Source organism: Sphingomonas sp. R86520 (assembly GCF_042466285.1).
Lineage (GTDB): Bacteria > Pseudomonadota > Alphaproteobacteria > Sphingomonadales > Sphingomonadaceae > Sphingomonas.
In genome coordinates this window covers 3727501-3746501 of the sequence record NZ_JAXHBZ010000001.1, presented here as the reverse complement: position 1 = coordinate 3746501, position 19001 = coordinate 3727501, and the positions used below count along the sequence as shown (strand labels likewise).

The 19001-nt window shown below is 64.5% G+C and carries 16 protein-coding genes, 1 tRNA gene and 2 rRNA genes (1 of these 19 running past the window's edge); 10 read left to right on the top strand and 9 right to left on the bottom strand.

Annotated elements, in window-relative coordinates; translation table 11 throughout:
- The first annotated feature begins 161 nt into the window (after nucleotides 1-161).
- Nucleotides 162-2390, top strand: a complete 2229-nt coding sequence (katG, locus tag SJY41_RS17290; RefSeq protein ID WP_380783450.1) for a catalase/peroxidase HPI — start codon at nucleotides 162-164, stop codon at nucleotides 2388-2390.
- Nucleotides 2391-2495: 105 nt separating this feature from the next.
- On the opposite strand, the gene SJY41_RS17285 is transcribed toward katG, so the two are convergent.
- Complete coding sequence (locus SJY41_RS17285) at nucleotides 2496-3221, bottom strand: DUF72 domain-containing protein (RefSeq protein WP_380783449.1); 726 nt, start codon at nucleotides 3219-3221, stop codon at nucleotides 2496-2498.
- A gap of 331 nt (nucleotides 3222-3552) precedes the next feature.
- Between SJY41_RS17285 and SJY41_RS17280 the strand changes: the two genes are divergently transcribed.
- The 3 genes from SJY41_RS17280 (at nucleotide 3553) to SJY41_RS17270 (ending at nucleotide 5086) form a co-directional block, all read left to right on the top strand.
- Complete coding sequence (locus SJY41_RS17280; protein ID WP_380783448.1) at nucleotides 3553-3816, top strand: hypothetical protein; 264 nt, start codon at nucleotides 3553-3555, stop codon at nucleotides 3814-3816.
- A 55-nt stretch (nucleotides 3817-3871) separates the two neighbouring features.
- Nucleotides 3872-4624 (top strand): hypothetical protein, encoded by a 753-nt coding sequence (locus SJY41_RS17275; RefSeq protein ID WP_380783447.1) that lies wholly within the window; start codon nucleotides 3872-3874, stop codon nucleotides 4622-4624.
- 87 nt (nucleotides 4625-4711) lie between these two features.
- Nucleotides 4712-5086, top strand: a complete 375-nt coding sequence (locus SJY41_RS17270) for a Rap1a/Tai family immunity protein (protein ID WP_380783445.1) — start codon at nucleotides 4712-4714, stop codon at nucleotides 5084-5086.
- 56 nt (nucleotides 5087-5142) lie between these two features.
- On the opposite strand, the gene SJY41_RS17265 is transcribed toward SJY41_RS17270, so the two are convergent.
- The 3 genes from SJY41_RS17265 to ubiA are packed head-to-tail and all read right to left on the bottom strand — an operon-like array spanning nucleotide 5143 to nucleotide 8248.
- Nucleotides 5143-5907, bottom strand: a complete 765-nt coding sequence (locus SJY41_RS17265; protein ID WP_380784178.1) for a 3'(2'),5'-bisphosphate nucleotidase CysQ — start codon at nucleotides 5905-5907, stop codon at nucleotides 5143-5145.
- A 43-nt stretch (nucleotides 5908-5950) separates the two neighbouring features.
- Nucleotides 5951-7297 carry a TldD/PmbA family protein gene (locus tag SJY41_RS17260; RefSeq protein ID WP_380783444.1) on the bottom strand — a complete coding sequence of 449 codons (1347 nt, stop codon included), beginning with the start codon at nucleotides 7295-7297 and terminating at the stop codon, nucleotides 5951-5953.
- A gap of 9 nt (nucleotides 7298-7306) precedes the next feature.
- Nucleotides 7307-8248, bottom strand: coding sequence for a 4-hydroxybenzoate octaprenyltransferase (gene ubiA, locus SJY41_RS17255; protein WP_380783443.1), 942 nt, complete (start codon nucleotides 8246-8248; stop codon nucleotides 7307-7309).
- 83 nt (nucleotides 8249-8331) lie between these two features.
- On the opposite strand from ubiA, the gene SJY41_RS17250 reads away from it, so the two are divergent.
- The 3 genes from SJY41_RS17250 (at nucleotide 8332) to SJY41_RS17240 (ending at nucleotide 10925) form a co-directional block, all read left to right on the top strand.
- Nucleotides 8332-8493: a hypothetical protein gene (locus SJY41_RS17250; protein ID WP_380783442.1), complete on the top strand. Its 162-nt coding sequence runs from the start codon at nucleotides 8332-8334 to the stop codon at nucleotides 8491-8493.
- A 250-nt stretch (nucleotides 8494-8743) separates the two neighbouring features.
- Nucleotides 8744-9484, top strand: a complete 741-nt coding sequence (locus SJY41_RS17245) for a 16S rRNA (uracil(1498)-N(3))-methyltransferase (protein WP_380783441.1) — start codon at nucleotides 8744-8746, stop codon at nucleotides 9482-9484.
- Nucleotides 9485-9551: 67 nt separating this feature from the next.
- Nucleotides 9552-10925, top strand: a complete 1374-nt coding sequence (locus SJY41_RS17240; RefSeq protein WP_380783440.1) for a glutamate--cysteine ligase — start codon at nucleotides 9552-9554, stop codon at nucleotides 10923-10925.
- A 111-nt stretch (nucleotides 10926-11036) separates the two neighbouring features.
- Here SJY41_RS17240 and SJY41_RS17235 read toward each other — a convergent pair whose 3' ends face one another.
- Complete coding sequence (locus SJY41_RS17235; protein ID WP_380783439.1) at nucleotides 11037-12311, bottom strand: methyltransferase family protein; 1275 nt, start codon at nucleotides 12309-12311, stop codon at nucleotides 11037-11039.
- 226 nt (nucleotides 12312-12537) lie between these two features.
- On the bottom strand, nucleotides 12538-12747 hold the full coding sequence (locus tag SJY41_RS17230) for a hypothetical protein (protein ID WP_380783438.1): 210 nt from the start codon (nucleotides 12745-12747) through the stop codon (nucleotides 12538-12540).
- Nucleotides 12748-13009: 262 nt separating this feature from the next.
- On the opposite strand from SJY41_RS17230, the gene SJY41_RS17225 reads away from it, so the two are divergent.
- The 3 genes from SJY41_RS17225 to SJY41_RS17215 all read left to right on the top strand — a co-directional run bounded on the left by SJY41_RS17225 (nucleotide 13010) and on the right by SJY41_RS17215 (nucleotide 15658).
- Nucleotides 13010-14515, top strand: a complete 1506-nt coding sequence (locus SJY41_RS17225; protein WP_380783437.1) for an ATP-binding protein — start codon at nucleotides 13010-13012, stop codon at nucleotides 14513-14515.
- Entirely contained in the window at nucleotides 14512-15099 is a 588-nt protein-coding gene (locus tag SJY41_RS17220) for a response regulator transcription factor (RefSeq protein ID WP_380783436.1), read from the top strand. The genes SJY41_RS17225 and SJY41_RS17220 overlap by 4 nt, the downstream gene beginning before the upstream one ends.
- Nucleotides 15100-15400: 301 nt before the next feature.
- Nucleotides 15401-15658, top strand: coding sequence for a hypothetical protein (locus SJY41_RS17215; protein ID WP_380783435.1), 258 nt, complete (start codon nucleotides 15401-15403; stop codon nucleotides 15656-15658).
- A gap of 198 nt (nucleotides 15659-15856) precedes the next feature.
- On the opposite strand, the gene SJY41_RS17210 is transcribed toward SJY41_RS17215, so the two are convergent.
- The 3 genes from SJY41_RS17210 to SJY41_RS17200 form a co-directional block, all read right to left on the bottom strand.
- A tRNA-Met gene (locus tag SJY41_RS17210) sits at nucleotides 15857-15933 on the bottom strand.
- 112 nt (nucleotides 15934-16045) lie between these two features.
- Nucleotides 16046-16160, bottom strand: a 5S ribosomal RNA gene (gene rrf / locus SJY41_RS17205).
- Between the two features lie 257 nt (nucleotides 16161-16417).
- A 23S ribosomal RNA gene (locus SJY41_RS17200) occupies nucleotides 16418-19001 on the bottom strand; it runs 213 nt beyond the window's last position.

Below are 19001 nucleotides of genomic sequence, written 5' to 3'. Positions count from 1 at the left end.
ACCAAATCCTTTCCGTCTTTCCTGTGGGCTTTGGGTTGGAAAAACCGACCGCCTAAGCCCGACTCATTGACCCAGTCGATCAATGACATCTGGCGAAATCGTTGCCGGTTTTCAGCGCGAACCCGTATTCAGGATACCAAGCCGAGATCGAGGAGAGAGACATGGACGCGATTACCGAAGGTAGCCCGATCAACGATCCGAAGAAGCAGCCTGCCGCGAAGCGTGCGCTGCTGGGCCGCACCGCCCGGGACTGGTGGCCCGATACGCTGCCGCTGGAAATCCTGCAGGGCCCCGGGCTCGCCGTAAACCCGCTGGGCGACGATTTCGATTATCGTGCCGCCTTCAAGGCGCTCGACTATGCCGCGGTGAAGGCTGACCTGGTCGCGCTGATGACCGACAGCCAGCCCTGGTGGCCGGCCGATTACGGGCATTACGGCCCCTTCTTCATCCGCATGGCATGGCATTCGGCCGGCACCTATCGCACCGGCGACGGTCGCGGTGGCTCGTCGTCGGGCGCACAGCGGTTCGCCCCGCTCAACTCGTGGCCGGACAACGGCAACCTCGACAAGGCGCGTCGCCTGTTGTGGCCGATCAAGCAGAAATACGGTCGCGCGCTGAGCTGGGCCGATCTGTTCATCCTGACCGGTAACGTCGCGATCGAATCGATGGGCGGACCGACCTTCGGTTTCTCCGGCGGTCGTGCCGACGTGTTCGAGCCGCTGAAGGACATCTACTGGGGCACCGAGGAAGAGTGGCTCGGCCAGACCCGGATCGACGAGGAAGCCGGCATGGCGCTGGAGGAGCCGCTTGCGGCGATCCAGCACGGTCTCATCTACGTCAATCCGGAAGGTCCCGGCGGCTGCCCGAACCCGATGGGCTCGGCGCGCGACATGCGCGAGACGTTCGCCCGGATGGGTATGGACGACGTCGAGACCGCAGCGCTGACCGCGGGCGGCCACACCTTCGGCAAGGCGCACGGCAACGGCGACGCGTCGAAGGTCGGCAAGGAACCCGAAGGCTCGGACATCGCGTCGCAGGGTCTCGGCTGGACGTCGACGCACGGCACCGGCATGGGCGACGACACGATCACCAGCGGGATCGAAGGCGCGTGGACGCCGACGCCGATCACCTGGGACATGACGTATTTCGACATGCTGCTCGACCATGAATACGAACTGGTCCGCAGCCCTGCCGGCGCGCATCAGTATCAGCCGGTCGGCAACCCGGAAGAGACGCTGGCCCCCGGCGCGCATTCGCCCGACAAGCGCGTGCCGACGATGATGACGTCCGCCGACATGGCGCTCAAGGTCGACCCGAGCTACCGCGCGGTGATGGAGAAGTTCCGGGCCGATCCGGAATACTTCGGCGACGCCTGGGCGCGTGCATGGTTCAAGCTGACCCACCGCGACATGGGACCCAAGCAGCGCTACCTCGGCCCCGAAGTACCGTCGGAGGAACTGATCTGGCAGGATCCGATCCCGAAGGCAGACTACAAGCCGATCGACTCGTTCGACGTCGCCGACCTGAAGAAGGCGATCGCCAATTCGGGTCTGGAGGTCGCTGAACTGGTCACCACCGCCTGGGCTTCGGCATCGACCTATCGTCGGTCGGACCATCGCGGCGGCGCCAACGGCGCACGCATCCGGTTCGCGCCGCAGAAGGACTGGGACGTCAACGAGCCTGCACAGCTTGCGCGCGTGCTGGCGGTCTATGACGGTATCAAGGCCGCGTTCGACGCAAAGGATCCGAGCGAGGGTGCCAAGCGCGTCTCGATCGCGGACCTGATCGTGCTCGGCGGTTCGGTCGGCATCGAAGCGGCAGCCAAGGCGGCAGGCTATGATATCGAAGTGCCGTTCACGCCCGGTCGCACCGACGCGACCGAAGCGCAGACCGACGCCGAGAGCTTCAAGGTCCTGGAGCCCAAGGCCGATGCGTTCCGCAACTATCTCCAGACGCGCTTCACGGTGCCGACGGAGGAACTGATGGTCGACAAGGCGCAGTTGCTGGGTCTGTCGGCGCCCGAGATGGCGGTGCTGATTGGCGGTCTGCGCGTGCTGGGGGCGAACCATTCCAACGCGAAGGCGCACGGCGTGTTCACCGACCGTCCTGGCCAGCTGACCAACGACTTCTTCGTCAACCTGCTCGACATGCGGACCGCGTGGAAGCAGGTCAGCGAGGAAAGCGACCAGGAATATATCGGCACGACCCGCGGTACGCACGATCACAAGTGGACCGCGTCGCGCACCGATCTGGTGTTCGGGTCGAACTCGCAATTGCGGGCGCTGACCGAAGTGTACGCCTGCGCCGATGCGGGTGAAATGTTCGTGACCGAGTTCACCAGCGCGTGGACCAAGGTGATGAACGCAGATCGCTACGACCTGATCGACTGACGAACGCGCACAATGGCCTAAAAGGGGGACGTCGGCAGCAATGTCGGCGGCCCTTTTTCGTGAAACCCGTCATGCGCCTGCTTGAGACGCCGTCGACGACTGCCGCTACAGGCTCGCCGTCTCGAGCATCGTCGCCAGGAGAAGCGCATCGCCAAGCGCCGCCGACGCGGCGGTGTTGTCGAACATGCACCAAACCGGCCGATCTGCAGCGACATCGGCCGCTATCATCGACGCGTAGGGCTGTAGACGGTCCTCCCCGTAAGCCGACCGATACATGACGGGCGAACCGTGCAGCCGCCAATACGTCAGCCCGCGCCAGCCACCCGGTGACGCCGCCGCGGCAAGCCTCCCGGGATCGGCTGCGACCCGAGCGACTTGGTATTCGGCCAACAGCCCCTCTGCCTCGGGGGCGAACCAGCTTTCGTGGCGTGGTTCACACACGATCCTTGCGGTAATCCTGGAGGAAAGCCTGTGCAGAAATGATGACGTCATTGACGCGTCGAACACCAAGCTCGGCGGAAGCTGCAACAGGAGAATCGCCAGCTTGTCGCCAAGCCCGCCGACCTCCCCCAGGAACCGCTCCAGGGTGTCGTCAGCGTCGCGAAGCCGGTGGCCGTGACTGATCGCTTTCGGGATTTTGACCGCGAACCGAAAGTCGTCCGGGACGGTTGACGCCCACCGCTCCCAGGTCGATCGGCGATGCGGCCTGTGGAACGAGGAGTTCACCTCGACGCATGGCAGCACGGACGCATAGCGCTGAAGTGCCGTCCCCAATGCGGGGAACGAGGGCCGGTCGTTTGCGGGGATGGCCCAGCCCGCGGTTCCGATCATCGGTGGCATACATGCTACCCAATCGCCCGACGCTCAAACCGTTCCCCGAACGGCGTCGCCGCACTCCAACCCGATGCCAAGACTGCACCTGACGAACGGTATGATCGCGCGAAGCAGCAGATAGCTTAGCCCGGTCCAGTTCCACATCGGCACACGCATCACGATAGTTCGGGCGCGAGGAGTCGCGTATTCGCCAAGCAACTCTGCCGCATCAGGCGCACGCCTCGGCTAAAATCGATTGTCGAATTACGGGAGGGGTGTCGAGTGGGGGGGCCATGTGTTGAAAGGTGACAAAATGCGTACGAATTTTTCGAGATATTCCGCGGTTGCAATGATCTTGGTCGGCGCGACGGCGCTCGGCGGGTGCGCCACGAAGGGCTTCGTCAGGGAGCAGATCGCAACGGTCAACACGCGTATCGACGGCATGGACGGCCGCCTGCGGACCGTCGAAGGCACGTCGGGCGAAGCGCTGACCCAGGCTCAGGCCGCCTCCGGCCAGGCTCAGCAGAACGGGCAGCGTATCGACCAGATCAATGGTCGGGTCGATGGCCTGGAGCAGCAGATGCAGCAGCGCCAGCGCAAGCCACGGGGCTAAGCACATCGTCGCGCAACCGGCGTGCACCGACGGACGACCATGTTGAAAGGCCGCCGTGCATAATCGCGCGTTCGCCGCGGTCTGGCGCACAGCCAGGCTCGTCGCGCTCCTGCTGGTGCTGATTGCACCAGACCTGTCGCCGGTTGCGGCCGCCGGCTCCCCTCCGCGCGCGCGGAAGGGGTCGGCGCGCCCGCGTCAGAAGCCCGTCAAGGCCAAGGTTGCGGTGCCAGCGCCCATCCCGGTGTATTCGGAGGGTTCAGGCCGGATGGCGGCCTGGGTCGCGGCAGCGCATGATAACGGTGCGCTTCCCTACCTCGTCATCGACAAGCAGGCCGCGTCGCTGCTCATGTTCAGCGCGAAGGGCGACTTCCTCGGGCAGACGCCGGTGCTGCTGGGCATCGGCGTTGGCGACGATTCGTCCCCCGGGGTCGGCGCCAAGAGCCTCGCCGAGATCGGTCCCGCCGAGCGAACGACGCCGGCGGGCCGCTTCGTCGCCAAGTTCGGGCGTGCCTTCGGCGGCCAGCGGGTCCTCTGGGTCGACTATGCCAATTCGGTCGCGGTGCACGCGGTGATCACCACCAACAAGAGCGAGCACCGCGTCGAGCGCCTGCTGTCACCGACAGTCGACGACAACCGGATCAGCTTCGGCTGCATCAACGTCGGAACCGATTTCTACGCCAGGAAGCTTCGTCCACTGTTCCAGAGGAAAGGCGGCATCGTCTACATCCTGCCCGACACAAAGCCGCTCGACGACGTCTTCCCGCGGGTCCGCCTGCTGCCGTATCTCGGCGCGACACCAGGCGAGTAGAGCCGGTTCCGAACAGGCGCGCGGCCGGTATAGACGTCGGCGCGGTCAAGGCGCTTGCGGTGCCCATTGCTCGAAGGAAAAATCACGATGATGTTCACGCTCGCCCTGCTCGCGATGACCAACGCCGCAGTGGCGGATCGATCGGCAGCCGACCGACCGGCGCGCGACCTGCCGGTGGTCGTGAGTTCACTGACGACCGAACAGCTCGTCGAACTCTGCCAGGGCAAGGACGCCGACCCGACGCCCAGTTTCTGTTCGGGCTACATCATCGCCGAATTCGACACGTTGTCGTTGTCGCGTCAGATCTGTCCGTCACCAAACCGCGCATCCAACATCCAGGTCGTTTCCGCGGTCCGGAAGTACCTGCGAACGCGCGCCAAGAAAGCTACCGGTGCGCCCACGTTTGTCGTGCGCGATGCGCTGCAACAGGCCTTTCCGTGCAAGCGCAAGCGATCGGACTAGCACGTGGGGCTACCGACATAGGGCCAAGCGCCGCCGCCTTTACGCCGTTCGAGGCTCTACGCCAGTATCGACCTTGCCCGATCGGCCAGTCGCTCGACCGCCGCGGCGTGGATGCCGGGCACCGACGCCAAAACGCCGAATGCTTGTGGCCGGGGCTTGTTGAAGATCAACGGCGCGCCGAGCGCATCGCTGACCGCGGCGCCGGCTTCGCTTGCTACCAGGATGGCAGCGGCGATATCCCATTCATTGCCCCACCGCAGCGTCGCGACCAGATCGGCTTCGTCGGCCGCCACCATCGCGATGCGGAGCGCGATCGAGTTGGGTTTGTCGACCATGGTCAGGTCCCGGTCGGCTTTGGGTAGTGCATCGACCGGCGTGCGACTTCCGGCGAACTCCGTACGGTTTCCAGCTCTGAGTGCCACGCCGTTGCGGGTGGCGCCCTGCCCTGCAACGGCCTGCCAATGTTCGCCGCGCGACGGCGCGTCGAGAATGCCGATCACCGAGCGGCCGCGGTCGACCAGCGCGACCGAGACGCACCAGCCCGGCCTAGCGCGAATATAGTCGCGCGTGCCGTCGATCGGGTCGACCACCCAGAGCAGGTCGTGCGCGAGGCGGTCCGCGTTGTCGGCGGTTTCCTCGGACAGCCAACCGGCATCGGGAAGCAGTGCTGACAGTCGTGCCTTGAGCATCCGGTCGACATCGAGGTCGACTTCGCAGACCGGGCTGCCGGGGGTCTTTTCCCAGCGGCGGAAATCGGTGTCGAAGCGTTCGTGCGCCATCGCACCGGCCTCCGCAGCGATGCCGGACACCGCGTCGGCGATCGCGCGCAGCCAATCCGCCGAGCGCTGAGATTTTTGGAAGCGATCAGCCACTCGCCACCGTCATGCCCTCCACGCGCAAGGTCGGCACGTTGACGCCGTAGCGGAATTCGAGATCGTTCGCCGGCGTCATCGCGAGGAACATGTCCTTCACGTTGCCGGCGATCGTGAACTCGGCGACCGGCGTGGTGATCTGGCCGTTCTCGATCCGGAAACCGGCCGCGCCACGGCTATAGTCGCCAGTCACGCCGTTTGCGCCGCCGCCCATCAGTTCGGTGACGTACACGCCCGACTCGATGTCGGCGATCAGCGTTTCAAGGGGCACGTGACCGGGCTCCATGAAGACGTTGCTGGTCGCCACGCCCGGACCGCCGCCGATACCGCGGGCCGCGTGCCCGGTCGGTTCGAGCCCAAGTTGGCGCGCCGAGGCGGAGTCGAGCAGCCAGCGTTCGAGCATGCCGTTCTCGATGATGTCGCTCGGCGAGACAGGCAGGCCTTCGCCGTCGAACGGACGCGAGCGCAGGCCGTGCGGGCGGTGCGGATCGTCGCGAATGGTGATGCCGTGCGCGAACACCTGGCTGCCGAGCGAATCGAGCAGGAAGCTGGTTTTCCGCGTGATCGCCTGCCCGGAGATCGCGCCGAGCATGTGCCCGACCAGCGAGGCGCCGACGCGGCGGTCGTAGACGATCGTGGTGGCGCCGCTGACCAAGCGGCCGGGGTTGAGGCGCGCGACCGCCTGTTCACCAGCACGGCGGCCGATCGCCTCGGGGGATTCCAGATGCGCACGGAGACGGGCGCTGTGGTGCGCATAATCGCGCTGCATGTTGCCGCCTTCGCCTGCCAGGACGCTGGCAGAGACGCCGTAGCCGGTCGCGGCATAGGCGGCGGCGAAACCGTGGCTGGTGGCGAGCGCCCAGACGCTGCGCGAGGCGCTGGCGCCGCCGCCTTCGCTGTTCGAGACGCCCGGGACCGCGCGGGCGGCGTCCTCCGCTTCGAGCGCTGCGTCGCGGAGCTGCTCGGGGCTGGCCTCGCCGCCATCGTCCAGGCCGAGCATCGGGACGATGCCGTGAAGCAGGCGTTCGGCGGGCGCCAGGCCAGCCCAGGGATCCTCGGGCGCCTCGCGCGCCATCGCCACCGCGCGCTCGACGAGTGCGTCCATCGCGGCAGTCGACAGGTCGGAGGTGGAGACGCTGGCGGAGCGCTGGCCTACGAACACGCGCAGGCCCAGATCTTCGCTTTCCGAGCGGCCGATATCCTCGAGCTTGCCGAGGCGGATCGACACGTCGAGCGCGGCGTCGGCGGCGAAGACCGCGTCGGCGGCGTCGGCACCGGCCGCCTTCGCGCGCTGGACGATGTCGTGGGCGCGGTCGCGGGCTTGGTCTGGGGTCAGCATATCAGCGACTTAAGGATGCAGGGTCGTGCCGACAACCACGCAGGCGAGGAACATCAGCAGTCCGGCGAAACGGTTCGCGCGGAACCGGGCAAGCGCGGCCGTGCCTGCGCCGTCGTGAGTGTCGGGTTTGAGCGTCGCGACTTGCCAGGCGAGGTGGAGCGCGACGGGAACGAGCGCGGCGAGCGCGAGCGGGTCGGGGCGGATCTGCCAGAAGGCCGCGACCCAAAGCGCGATGGCAGCGACGTAGACGGTGCCGACGCCGGCCTTCACGTGGCGCCCCATGCGGAGCGCGGACGAGCGGATGCCGATCATCGCGTCGTCCTCGCGGTCCTGCAGCGCGTAGATCGTGTCGTAGCCGATCACCCAGGCGATCGAGCCCGCGTAGAGCAGCCACATCGGCGTATCGAGCGCGCCGGCGATGTCGCTCCAGCCGACCAGCAACGCCCAGGAGAAGACGATGCCGAGCCATGCCTGCGGCCACCAGGTGATGCGCTTCATGAACGGATAGGCGGCGACCGGCGCGAGGCTGGCGAGCGCGACGATCGCCGCGAATGGCGTGAGTTGCAGGAGGACGGCCAGTCCGATCAGGCAGAGCGCGACGAGCCAGATCCAGGCGAGCTTGATCGTAACGAGGCCGCTCGGGATCGGCCGGGCGCGGGTGCGGGCGACCTGCGCGTCGAGATCGCGGTCGACGATGTCGTTGAAGACGCAGCCGGCGCCGCGCATCGCGATGCTGCCGAGCAGGAGCCAGAGGATCAGGTCCCAGCGCTGGACTGCGCCACCGGCGAGCGCGACGCCCCAGGCGCCGGGCCAGAACAGCAGCCACCAGCCGATCGGGCGGTCGAAACGGGCGAGCAGCGCAAGGCCGCGCAGGGTTGGCGGGAGGCGACCGACCAGGCCCTTATGTTCGCTGTCGGGGACGATTTCGGTGGGAATGGGTCTGGTCGGCATGTGGATGGCGTAGGAAGACGGGGTTTGGCGTGCAAGCCTTTGCCCGCTACCTGTGGCACCGTGTTGCGTCTGGAACTCCTTGCATGATCGGCCTCTCGGTCGCGGTCGGCCGCTTCGTCGAGGCGTTGTTCTGGGGGATATTCCGGGTCGCGGGGGCGGTTGCGGGTGTGCTGATCCTTGGGATCGTGATCCTGGTCTTGGCGTACGTGGTCGCGCGAAAGATGTGGGCGCGGCGGAAACGCTGAGCTCCCCCCATGTCAAAGGGAAGGGGAAGGGTAAACGTACAGATCCTCCTCGGCGCGGAGAGGGGAACCGTTCGCCATCGGCGAAGGGTGGAGGGGATCGCCCGAACGCAACGCTGGCGGAACGCGAGACACGCGCCGGCAACCCTTTTGGAAGACGCTAAACGCTAGCGTGACGCCCTGGGGAGGCCCCCCTCCACCCGCTGCGCTGGTCCCCCTCCCCGTGCCGGGGAGGATTTGCTAGGACGCCCTCATGCCTGCAACCCCAGCCTGGCCGCCGCAGTCCACGCCGCGCCTCTTCGTCGATACCCCGCTCGCGGTCGGTCCGCTTCACGTCGATGGCCCCGCCGCGCATTATCTCGTCGGCGTGATGCGGATGAAGATCGGTGATCCGGTCAAGCTGTTCGACGATCGGACCGGGGAATGGCTCGGCGTCGCGTCGAGCGTCGGCAAGCGCGATCTCGTGCTGGACGTCACCGAGTTGCTGCGACCGCGCGAGGACGTGCCCGATCTGTGGCTGTGCGCGGCACCACTCAAGAAGGGCCGCGTCGACTGGATGGCGGAGAAGGCGTGCGAACTCGGCGTCGCGCGACTGCAACCGGTCGTCACGCGGCGCACGATCGTCGACAAGCCCAATACCGATCGCCTGCGTACGCAGATGATCGAGGCGGCGGAGCAATGCGGGCGTACCGCGCTTCCGCAAGTAACCGAGCCGGTGAAGCTTGCCGCGTTGCTGCGCGACTGGCCCGACGACCGTGCGCTGTTTTTCGCCGACGAAACCGGCGGCGTGCCCGCGCTGGAGGCGATGCGGTCACGGCCCGGTCCGGCAGCGATCCTGATCGGCCCGGAAGGCGGCTTCGATGCGGACGAGCGCGCGGCGATCCGCGCCCACCCCCGGGCGATCGGTATCGGTCTCGGGCCGCGTATCCTTCGCGCGGAGACCGCTGCGAGTGCTGCCGTCACCCTGTGGATGGCGGCGGCGGGCGACTGGTAACCACATCGGTACCGATTGGTCCGAATCCCCTCTAGCACCCTCGTTCATCGACGCGTAAGGCGCGGCGATGACGACGATTCCAGCCCCGCTCAAGACCAGCCCGACGATCGAGTCGCGCGACCAGTTGATCGCCAGCTTCGCCCGCGGCGAGAAGCCGAAGGACGCGTGGCGGATCGGCACCGAGCACGAGAAGTTCGTCTATGCGAACGGCGATCACCACGCGCCGTCCTATGACGAGCCGAGCGGCATCCGCGCGTTGCTCGGCGAGCTGGAGCAATATGGCTGGAAGCCGGTCATGGAAGGCGGAAACGCCATCGCCATGTCGGGTGCGGATGGCAGCATCAGCCTGGAGCCGGCCGGGCAGTTCGAACTGTCGGGCGCGCCGCTCGACAATCTGCACGAGACCTGCGCCGAGACCGGACGTCACCTCGAGCAGGTGAAGGCCGCGGGCGAGAAGCTCGGCATCGGCTTCCTCGGGCTCGGCATGTGGCCGGACAAGACGCGTGCCGAACTGCCGACGATGCCGAAGGGGCGCTATGCGATCATGCTGCGGCACATGCCGCGCGTCGGCAGCATGGGCCTCGACATGATGCTGCGGACCTGCACGATCCAGGTGAACCTGGATTACGCGTCCGAGGCGGACATGGTGAAGAAATTCCGCGTCGGGCTCGCGCTCCAGCCGCTGGCGACCGCGCTGTTCGCGAACTCGCCGTTCACCGAAGGCAAGCCCAACGGCATGCTGTCGTATCGCAGCCATATCTGGTCCGACACCGATCCGCACCGCACCGGCATGCTGCCGTTCGTGTTCGAGGATGGCTTCGGGTACGAGCGCTACGCCGAGTACGCGCTCGATGTGCCGATGTACTTCGTCTACCGCGAGGGCAAGTATATCGATGCTGCCGGGCTGTCGTTCCGCGACTTCCTGAAGGGTGAATTGTCGGTGCTACCCGGCGAGAAGCCGACGCTCGACGACTGGACCGATCACCTGTCGACCGCGTTCCCCGAGGTGCGGCTGAAGACCTTCCTCGAGATGCGCGGTGCCGATGGCGGGCCGTGGAACCGGATCTGCGCGCTGCCGGCGTTGTGGGTCGGCCTGCTGTACGATCAGGGGGCGCTCGACGCGGCGTGGGACCTGGTCAAGGACTGGACCATCGACGAGCGCCAGGCGCTGCGCGATGCGGTGCCGAAGCTCGGGCTGAACGCGCCGATCGCAGGCGGTGGCATGCTGCGCGACATTGCGGGCGAGGTGCTCGACATCGCCGGGGCCGGACTGTCGGCACGCGCGCGGTTCAACCGCGCGGGCGACAACGAGACCGGCTTCCTCGATCCGCTGCGCGAGATCGTCCGGAGCGGCAAGGTGCCCGCCGAAGTGTTGCTGGACCGCTATAACGGCATCTGGGGTGGTGACGTGTCGAAGGTGTACGACGAAGCCAGCTTCTGACTGCTCCCCTCCCGTTTACGGGAGGGGTCGGGGGAGGGCTTGGCCGCGAGCGATCCGGTCCACGGCATAGGTCAGCCCCTCCCCTAACCCCTCCCGCAAGCGGGAGGGGAATTAGCCGCGCAGCCTGGCGAACAGCCGTGGCACCAGGCCGTTGCGCGTCATCCAGTCGAAATAGGCGCGGTAGTCCGGATCGAGCTTCAAATGCCGTTCCTCGGTCTTCGCGCGCCAGTAATAGACCCCGCTGACCGCCGCCATCAGCAGCGTCGCGCGGGCTGCGTCGACCATGCTGCCAAGCGACAGGACGGGGATGGTCGAGAGCCACCAGAACAGGTTCTTCGACAGATACGCAGGATGGCGCGACAGCGCGTACGGCCCGTGCGTCAGGATGCCGCGGTTGGTGAGGTTCGAGAAGCGGAAGCCGAACGCCATCGTCGCCCAGGCGTAGATCGCGGTCAGCCCGACCAGCATCGTACCGATCAGCGCGAGCAGGATCGGATGCCATTGAAACCAATACGCCCAGTCCGACGTGCCCGGATGATAATCGAGCGGACCGCCCGTGTTCATCAGGATGAACGGCGGATAGCACATCAGCGCGGGCATCCACGCCGCGGCGAACGGATTGGCGCTGCGGATGTGCGAATCGAGCGGGCGGAACGTCAGCAGATACCCCACCGTCGCGAACGCCACGTCGATCAGGAACATCAACGTCACCAGCCAGCCCGACAACGCGACCGGATCGCGGAGCACGGTCGCGACGTCGCCGCGCACGAAATCGCCGAACCCGGGCGGTACGATCGCGAGCATGAAGGCGAGGAAGAACGTCTTCACCCCCCAGGCGCGCAGATGGCCGTAAATCGCGTCGCGGTCGACACCCGCCTGCCCCGTCATCCAGGCGCCGAGATGCCAGGCGCCATCGCGTGGCTCGACCAGATAGCGATCGATCCAGAGGACATAGGGGATCGACGCAACGAACAGGATCGGCGCGGCATTGGTGAAACACCACATCGCGAACGCGAAATTACCCTGCCAATAGAAGCGTCCGGTGCCGTAGATCACCGTGATCGCCGCCCAGGTCGCCCAGAGCCCGGCAAGCTTGGTGAGACTCGTGTCGAGCGTCTCGCGCCAGGGCTTGCCCGCGGACCAGTCGATGCCCGTGCTGGAACGGCGGTGAACCTTGTCGACCAGAAGCGACCATATCACCATCGGCGCGCCGCACGCCGCGACGTTGACCAGCGCGGAATACGGGCCGTCCATGCCGTATCGCCGCGCGATGCCGATCCAGGCGAGCACGCCGACCAGTCCCGACAGGCCGGCGCCATGGCTGACCGCGGACCGCGGACGAGGATCGGCGTCGGTCCGACCGGTGAGCGCAGCGTCGTCATGCATGGCGACCGTCAATAGCGCGGATTGGTAAGCAAGCCATGAAGCATATTCGCGCCGCCCGTTTGCGGTCCAGGGACGCCGTTTCCGCAGGCCCGCGCTCGATGGACCTGCCGCCGTTCCCCGAAAGCGTCACGACCCGGTGCCGCACGGTCCGATCGGATCTGACGACGACCGACAACAGGCACATGTTTCGGGACGGCGTTCGCCGGATAGCGCGCGCCGACCGTAGCTAGCGCACGGCGAGTTCGGCGGCGATCGGCCTGGGGATTGGTTCCGGACAGTTCGTCATCGACGCAGCACGTTCCGCGAGTTCCGCCAGCGTCGCGTATTCGGCTGCCTTGTTGAGATGCAGTTTGCGGAGTTCGCTCGAGTGCGCCCGCTCTGCCAGACGAAGCTCGTGTTCCGCCTGCTCGCCGTAACGTGCTTGGTTATCGGTCATTGTCCCCCCCGGATTTCCGCTTGCGGCGTAGATCACGGCCTCCGATGTCGTCATTCCGGGAAAAACCCGCAGACGCTCGCCGGCAGACGTCGCATCGACCAGGGTACACCCCGTCCGGGTATTTCCCCCCTCCAAAATGCAAGGCGGGTGCGCCATGGTACGCGGGATGATATCGCCCTCGCGCTTGGATACCGTACGATCAGCGATGGCGGCGTGGCGACCCCGGGGAGACGAATGGCTCGTCCTCCTGGGGTACGGCGCAATGTTCTGGGGACTTCACGGCCTCGCCATATTGTGGGGAGGGATCGGCTATTACTCGTCGTGGTTCCCCGCAGCCGGCGTTCGGCTGGCGCTATTCTGGCGATTCGGGTCACGTCTCACCCCGGCGGCCGCGATCACGGAGATCGCCGTGCAGTTGCTCAGGGGCATCGTCTCGCTCGATGATCCGGAATGGTTTTACGCAGCAGCCCGCGTGGCAAGTCCGGTCGTCGCCTACGGCATCGCCGTGGCCCTCGTCCGCAGCGTGTCGCATCGATCGGAAGGGAGCCTGGCGACCGCACCGATGCCGCTCGGGCTGGCTTCGGTAGCGGCGCCGCTGACCGCCGTTGCGTTCGCATCGCCCTGGTCGGTCCTGCGCCCCGATTTCACCGAGGTGGCCAACGTCCGCGAGGTGATCGCATCGCTTACCGCATTCGCGGTCGGTGACATGCTGGGCGTCCTGCTGGTGGCCCCTCCTTTGCTCTACGCTGCTGCCCTGATGAACGGGACGGCCAGCCTGCCGAGGCATTTCCCTCGCGGCGGGCATGTCGTGGAAGCCGTCATCGTGCTCGCGATCGCGCTTGCGCTGGTGGCGACGCTGGCGACGATCGGGCTCGGCTTGCCGGCGACACCGGTCCTGCTCGCAATCGCGTGGATCGGGCTGCGTTTCGGTCGCGCGGCCGCCTGGGCGTCGATCGTCGTCACCGCCTTGCTCGTGCTGCCCAGGACTGCGGGCACGATGCCGATCGACCAGCGGCTGGCGCTTCACATGAGCCTCGCGGCCGTTGCGGTCGTCGGCTATCTCGCGGGCAGCTTTGCCGATGCGGAGACCCGCGCACTCGCGGCCGTCGCGCGGCGTGACCGCATGCTGTTCCAGGCCGAGCGTCTGAAAACGCTGCGCGCGATGTCGGTCGCGGTCATCCACGAGATCAGCCAGCCGCTGTCGACATTGTCGATCGAAGCGCGTCATCTCGCCGAGATCAGTCGCGGCGCGGACCCAGAGATTCGCGATACCGCGGCGCTGATCGAACGAAAGACCGCGACGCTTTCGACGCTGGTCCGACGGCTGCGCCGGTTCGGCGGGCGCGCGGTGGACGAGCCTTCCCTCCTGCCGATCGCCGGTTTGCTGGACAGCGTACAGGCGCTCGCCCGCCCGGAAGCAACGATGGCCGGCGTGGCGATACGCGTGGCGACCGTCGACCCGGACCTCGCCGTGATCGCGCAGGAGGTCGAACTGGCACAGGCGCTGGTCAACCTTGTCCGCAATGCGGTGCAGGCCTGCGACGACAATCTCGTCGAGATCGACGTGGCGCGCGAAGACGACACCGTATCGATCGCCGTCACCAATCGCTGCAGGAACCGTCCGGCCGGCCATGACGGCATGGGGGTCGGTTCGCTGGTCGCCAAAGCGATCGTCGACGCGCATGGCGGCCGCCTCACGCGAGCCCAGACGGGGCCGGCACTGACCACGTACGTCGTCACCCTTCCGTTGGCCGGAGACCTTGCATGACGGTCCTCCCGATCCTCTACGTCGTCGACGACGATGCCGATTTGGGCAGCAGCGTAGCCCGGCTGCTCACGCGCAATGGCTATGCCGCGACCGCTTTCGTCGAGCCGCACGCGCTGCTCGACACGCACCGCGCCGAGCCGGCGGCTTGTGTCGTGACCGACATCATGATGGGCGAGACCGACGGCTTTATGCTCGCCGATCAGTTGCGGGTACTCGATGCGCATGTGGCACTGATCTTCATGACGGCATGGCCGACGACCGCGAACGCCGTGGACAGCGTGCGCCGTTATGGTGGCCTGGATTATCTCGAGAAACCGATCGACGAGGCGCGCTTGCTGGCGGCGGTTTCGGAAGGGGTCGCATGGTCCGCGAGCCAACGGGCCGTTGCGCGCCGTACAGAGGCGCTCACCCAGCGAGAACGGCAGGTCTTCGACTTGCTCGTCCGCGGGTACAGCAACAAGGCGATCGCGGCGGAACTGGACCTGAGTGCCAAGACGATCGAGAACCACCGCTCGGCCATCGTCGCCAAGACCGGTGCCAATGGCCTGGCCCAGCTCATGGCGTTGTCCCCCGCACGCCGATGAACGGCCATGACCGGCTCCGGTAGACCGGTCGGACCGGCAGGCCGTCTTCCCGGTCCATGCCCGGCGCACCGGGTATCATGGGCGAGCAGATCCGCTTTCGGTACCTGGTATCGCAGGCCGACACGCCGCACGCATTTGGCCGAGACATCGGGCAAGCTAGCGCCACGCTAAACCATCGTGGCAATCGCCGTAATGTGTCGGCTCTCCGGCTTCCTCTTGCTTGGCGACGGCCCGTGAACGCGCTTGTCGTCTCGTTCGCCGATCCGGTAGAGTGTCGCAACGAGTATATGAGAGGAGCCGAATGTCCGAGGATTACGCTCATGGTCAGCGTGACGGCCTTCGGCTTGCACTGGCCATCCTGGCCGCCGAAGAAGCCAAATGGGCGGCCCTGCTCGGCGAGAGCGCATCGTGGCGAACCAATGCGACGCGCGAGGTACGGCACAAGGCGTTGCAGGTCGCCCAGACGCGGATTCAGACCGCGCTGAACCGCCTGACGCCGAGGGACAGCGCGGCCGCGAACGTGGAATTGTCCGCGGCACTGGACAAGCTCGGTCTCTGATCGATCGATGAGCGCTGGCTGGTTGCGGTTGCGTGACAGGCTGGTGCCACGTCAGCATCGCCATCGTCACGGTGACGATCTCGTCGAGCCGCAAGCATGGCCTGAGAGACGGATGTCGTGAAAAGTGCCGGACGTGCTGGGGTTTGCCACAAACGACAACGCCGCCCGTGAGGGCGGCAATGGTCGTTAGCTAGGAAGTGGTTGCGGGGACAGGATTTGAACCTGTGACCTTCAGGTTATGAGCCTGACGAGCTACCGGGCTGCTCCACCCCGCGACAGGGCACCATCTGGGGTGATGGCCCTTGAGTTCCCGTTTGGGAAAGGGTGTATGAGACATTGTGATGGGTTTTGGATATGTTGCGTTTTGCATGTCGCACGGGCTTCAATGCCTGGCGACGACCTACTCTTCCATCGCTTGAGCGATAGTACCATTGGCGCAGTCGGGTTTCACGGCCGAGTTCGGAATGGGATCGGGTGGGACACCGACGCTATAGCCACCAGGCAATGGAGCCGGTGCGACATGCGTTTGCGTTCATATCTGGGCCCCTCGGGGTTCGCGTTTCGGCGAAGCCTGAGGGTTTTAAAATCGATACCGTGCATGGTTCGTAGCCAGCGTCTCGGAACACCGAGTGCTGGTGTAGTGGTATTCGACCAATCCCTCGACGGCGAGGGGATTGGCAATCTGGCGTCGTCTTAATCATCCGCACGCATCGTTGGCTAACTGGGCGAACCCAGTGTTGTCATTGATGGTGTGAGACTCTCAAGCGCGAATAGAGCAATTAGTATCGGTTAGCTCCATGCGTTACCGCACTTCTACATCCGATCTATCAACGTCGTGGTCTCCGACGGCTCTATGAAATCTTATCTCGAGGGAGGCTTCCCGCTTAGATGCTTTCAGCGGTTATCCCGTCCATACATAGCTACCCTGCTGCGCTCCTGGCGGAACGACAGGTACACCAGAGGTATGTTCAACCCGGTCCTCTCGTACTAGGGTCAACTCCTCTCAAATTTCGACGCCCACGGCAGATAGGGACCAAACTGTCTCGCGACGTTCTGAACCCAGCTCACGTACCACTTTAATTGGCGAACAGCCAAACCCTTGGGACCTGCTCCAGCCCCAGGATGTGATGAGCCGACATCGAGGTGCCAAACAACCCCGTCGATATGAGCTCTTGGGGGTTATCAGCCTGTTATCCCCGGCGTACCTTTTATCCGTTGAGCGATGGCCCTTCCACGAGGGACCACCGGATCACTATGACCGACTTTCGTCTCTGCTCGACTTGTCAGTCTCGCAGTCAGGCGGGCTTATGCCATTGCACTCTAACAGACGGTTTCCGACCGTCCTGAGCCCACCATTGCGCGCCTCCGTTACTCTTTAGGAGGCGACCGCCCCAGTCAAACTACCCGCCACAGAGGGTCCCTGTTCCGGCTTACGGAACGAGGTTAGACATCAGAAACAAACAGGGTGGTATTTCACCTATGGCTCCACATCAGCTGGCGCCGATGCTTCAAAGCCTCCCACCTATGCTACACAGTTTCTTCCTAATGCCACTCTGAAGCTGCAGTAAAGGTGCACGGGGTCTTTCCGTCTAACCGCGGGTACTCCGCATCTTCACGGAGAATTCAATTTCGCTGAGCATGTCCTGGAGACAGTGGGGAAGTCGTTACGCCATTCGTGCAGGTCGGAACTTACCCGACAAGGAATTTCGCTACCTTAGGACCGTTATAGTTACGGCCGCCGTTTACCTGGGCTTCATTTCAGAGCTTGCACCCCTCCACTTAACCTTCAGGCACCGGGCAGGCGTCAGGCCCTATACGTCGTCTTGAAGCCGACTTAGCAGAGCCCTGTGTTTTTGCTAAACAGTCGCTACCCCCTGGCCTGTGCCCCCTCAAAGTGCTTGCGCATAGTGAGGGCCTCCTTCTTCCGAAGGTACGGAGGCAATTTGCCGAGTTCCTTCAGGACACTTCTCTCAAGCGCCTTGGTATACTCTACCTGACCACCTGTGTCGGTTTCGGGTACGGTCTATACGGTGGGGCTATTTCCTGGAACCATTTCGAAGCCATCCCAATCCGATAAGGGATGACAACACACATGATCCGTCACACACCACCAGGCCCACGAATATTAACGTGGTTCCCATCGACTACCCCCTTCGGGCTCGTCTTAGGGGCCGGCTCACCCTGCGCGGATTAGCCTTGCGCAGGAACCCTTGGTCTTTCGGCGAGAGGGCATCTCACCCTCTTTATCGCTACTCATGTCTGCATTCGCACTTCCGATACCTCCACGACCCATTACCAGATCGCTTCACAGGCTTACGGAACGCTCCGCTACCGCGTACCACATAAGTGGCACACCCTAAGCTTCGGCACGTATCTTGAGCCCCGTTACATCTTCGCCGCAGGACCTCTTGTTTAGACCAGTGAGCTGTTACGCTTTCTTTAAAGGATGGCTGCTTCTAAGCCAACCTCCTGGTTGTTTTGGAAGTCCCACATGCTTTCCCACTTAGATACGATTTGGGGGCCTTAGCTGTAGGTCAGGGCTGTTTCCCTTTTGACGACGGACCTTAGCACCCGCCGTCTGTCTCCCGCATATCACTCTTAGGTATTCGGAGTTTGGTTAGGTTTGGTAGATCTCGCGACCCCCTAGCCCATCCAGTGCTCTACCCCCTAAGGTGTTCGTGCGAGGCACTACCTCAATAGTTTTCGCGGAGAACCAGCTATTTCCCGGCTTGATTGGCCTTTCACCCCTAAACACAACTCATCCGGTAACTTTTCAACGTTAATCGGTTCGGACCTCCAGTGCATGTTACTGCACCTTCATCCTGGTCATGCCTAGATCGCCGGGTTTCGGGTCTAATACATCAAACTCTGGCGCCCTATTCAGACTCGCTTTCGCTGCGCCTACACCTATCGGCTTAAGCTTGCTTGATACATTAAGTCACAGACCCATTATGCAAGAGGTACGCTGTCAGGCCATAAAAGCCCTCCAACTGCTTGTAGGCAATCCGTTTCAGGTACTGTTTCACTCCCCTCATCGGGGTGCTTTTCACCTTTCCCTCACGGTACTAGTTCGCTATCGGTCACATACGAGTATTTAGGCTTGGAGGGTGGTCCCCCCATGTTCAGACAGAATTTCACGTGTTCCGCCCTACTCGAGTCCTGATGTTTCATTTTCGCATACGGGGCTGTCACCCGCTATGGCGCTACTTTCCAGAAGCTTCTGCTAATTCACCATCAGGCACTGGCCTGGTCCGCGTTCGCTCGCCACTACTAACGGAATCTCGGTTGATGTCTTTTCCTCCAGCTACTGAGATGTTTCAGTTCGCCGGGTTCGCTTCACGAA

What these genes read in the sequence shown, in the direction of transcription:
- ubiA (WP_380783443.1), bottom strand. Translation starts at nt 8,248, where the DNA reads ATGCCGACCAGACCCATTCCCACCGAAATCGTCCCCGACAGCGAACAT.
- SJY41_RS17230 (WP_380783438.1), bottom strand. Translation starts at nt 12,747, where the DNA reads ATGACCGATAACCAAGCACGTTACGGCGAGCAGGCGGAACACGAGCTT.
- SJY41_RS17245 (WP_380783441.1), top strand. Translation starts at nt 8,744, where the DNA reads ATGCCTGCAACCCCAGCCTGGCCGCCGCAGTCCACGCCGCGCCTCTTC.
- SJY41_RS17285 (WP_380783449.1), bottom strand. Translation starts at nt 3,221, where the DNA reads ATGATCGGAACCGCGGGCTGGGCCATCCCCGCAAACGACCGGCCCTCG.
- katG (WP_380783450.1), top strand. Translation starts at nt 162, where the DNA reads ATGGACGCGATTACCGAAGGTAGCCCGATCAACGATCCGAAGAAGCAG.
- SJY41_RS17280 (WP_380783448.1), top strand. Translation starts at nt 3,553, where the DNA reads ATGATCTTGGTCGGCGCGACGGCGCTCGGCGGGTGCGCCACGAAGGGC.
- SJY41_RS17260 (WP_380783444.1), bottom strand. Translation starts at nt 7,297, where the DNA reads ATGCTGACCCCAGACCAAGCCCGCGACCGCGCCCACGACATCGTCCAG.
- SJY41_RS17240 (WP_380783440.1), top strand. Translation starts at nt 9,552, where the DNA reads ATGACGACGATTCCAGCCCCGCTCAAGACCAGCCCGACGATCGAGTCG.
- SJY41_RS17250 (WP_380783442.1), top strand. Translation starts at nt 8,332, where the DNA reads ATGATCGGCCTCTCGGTCGCGGTCGGCCGCTTCGTCGAGGCGTTGTTC.
- SJY41_RS17225 (WP_380783437.1), top strand. Translation starts at nt 13,010, where the DNA reads ATGTTCTGGGGACTTCACGGCCTCGCCATATTGTGGGGAGGGATCGGC.
- SJY41_RS17215 (WP_380783435.1), top strand. Translation starts at nt 15,401, where the DNA reads ATGTCCGAGGATTACGCTCATGGTCAGCGTGACGGCCTTCGGCTTGCA.
- SJY41_RS17270 (WP_380783445.1), top strand. Translation starts at nt 4,712, where the DNA reads ATGATGTTCACGCTCGCCCTGCTCGCGATGACCAACGCCGCAGTGGCG.
- SJY41_RS17220 (WP_380783436.1), top strand. Translation starts at nt 14,512, where the DNA reads ATGACGGTCCTCCCGATCCTCTACGTCGTCGACGACGATGCCGATTTG.
- SJY41_RS17235 (WP_380783439.1), bottom strand. Translation starts at nt 12,311, where the DNA reads ATGCATGACGACGCTGCGCTCACCGGTCGGACCGACGCCGATCCTCGT.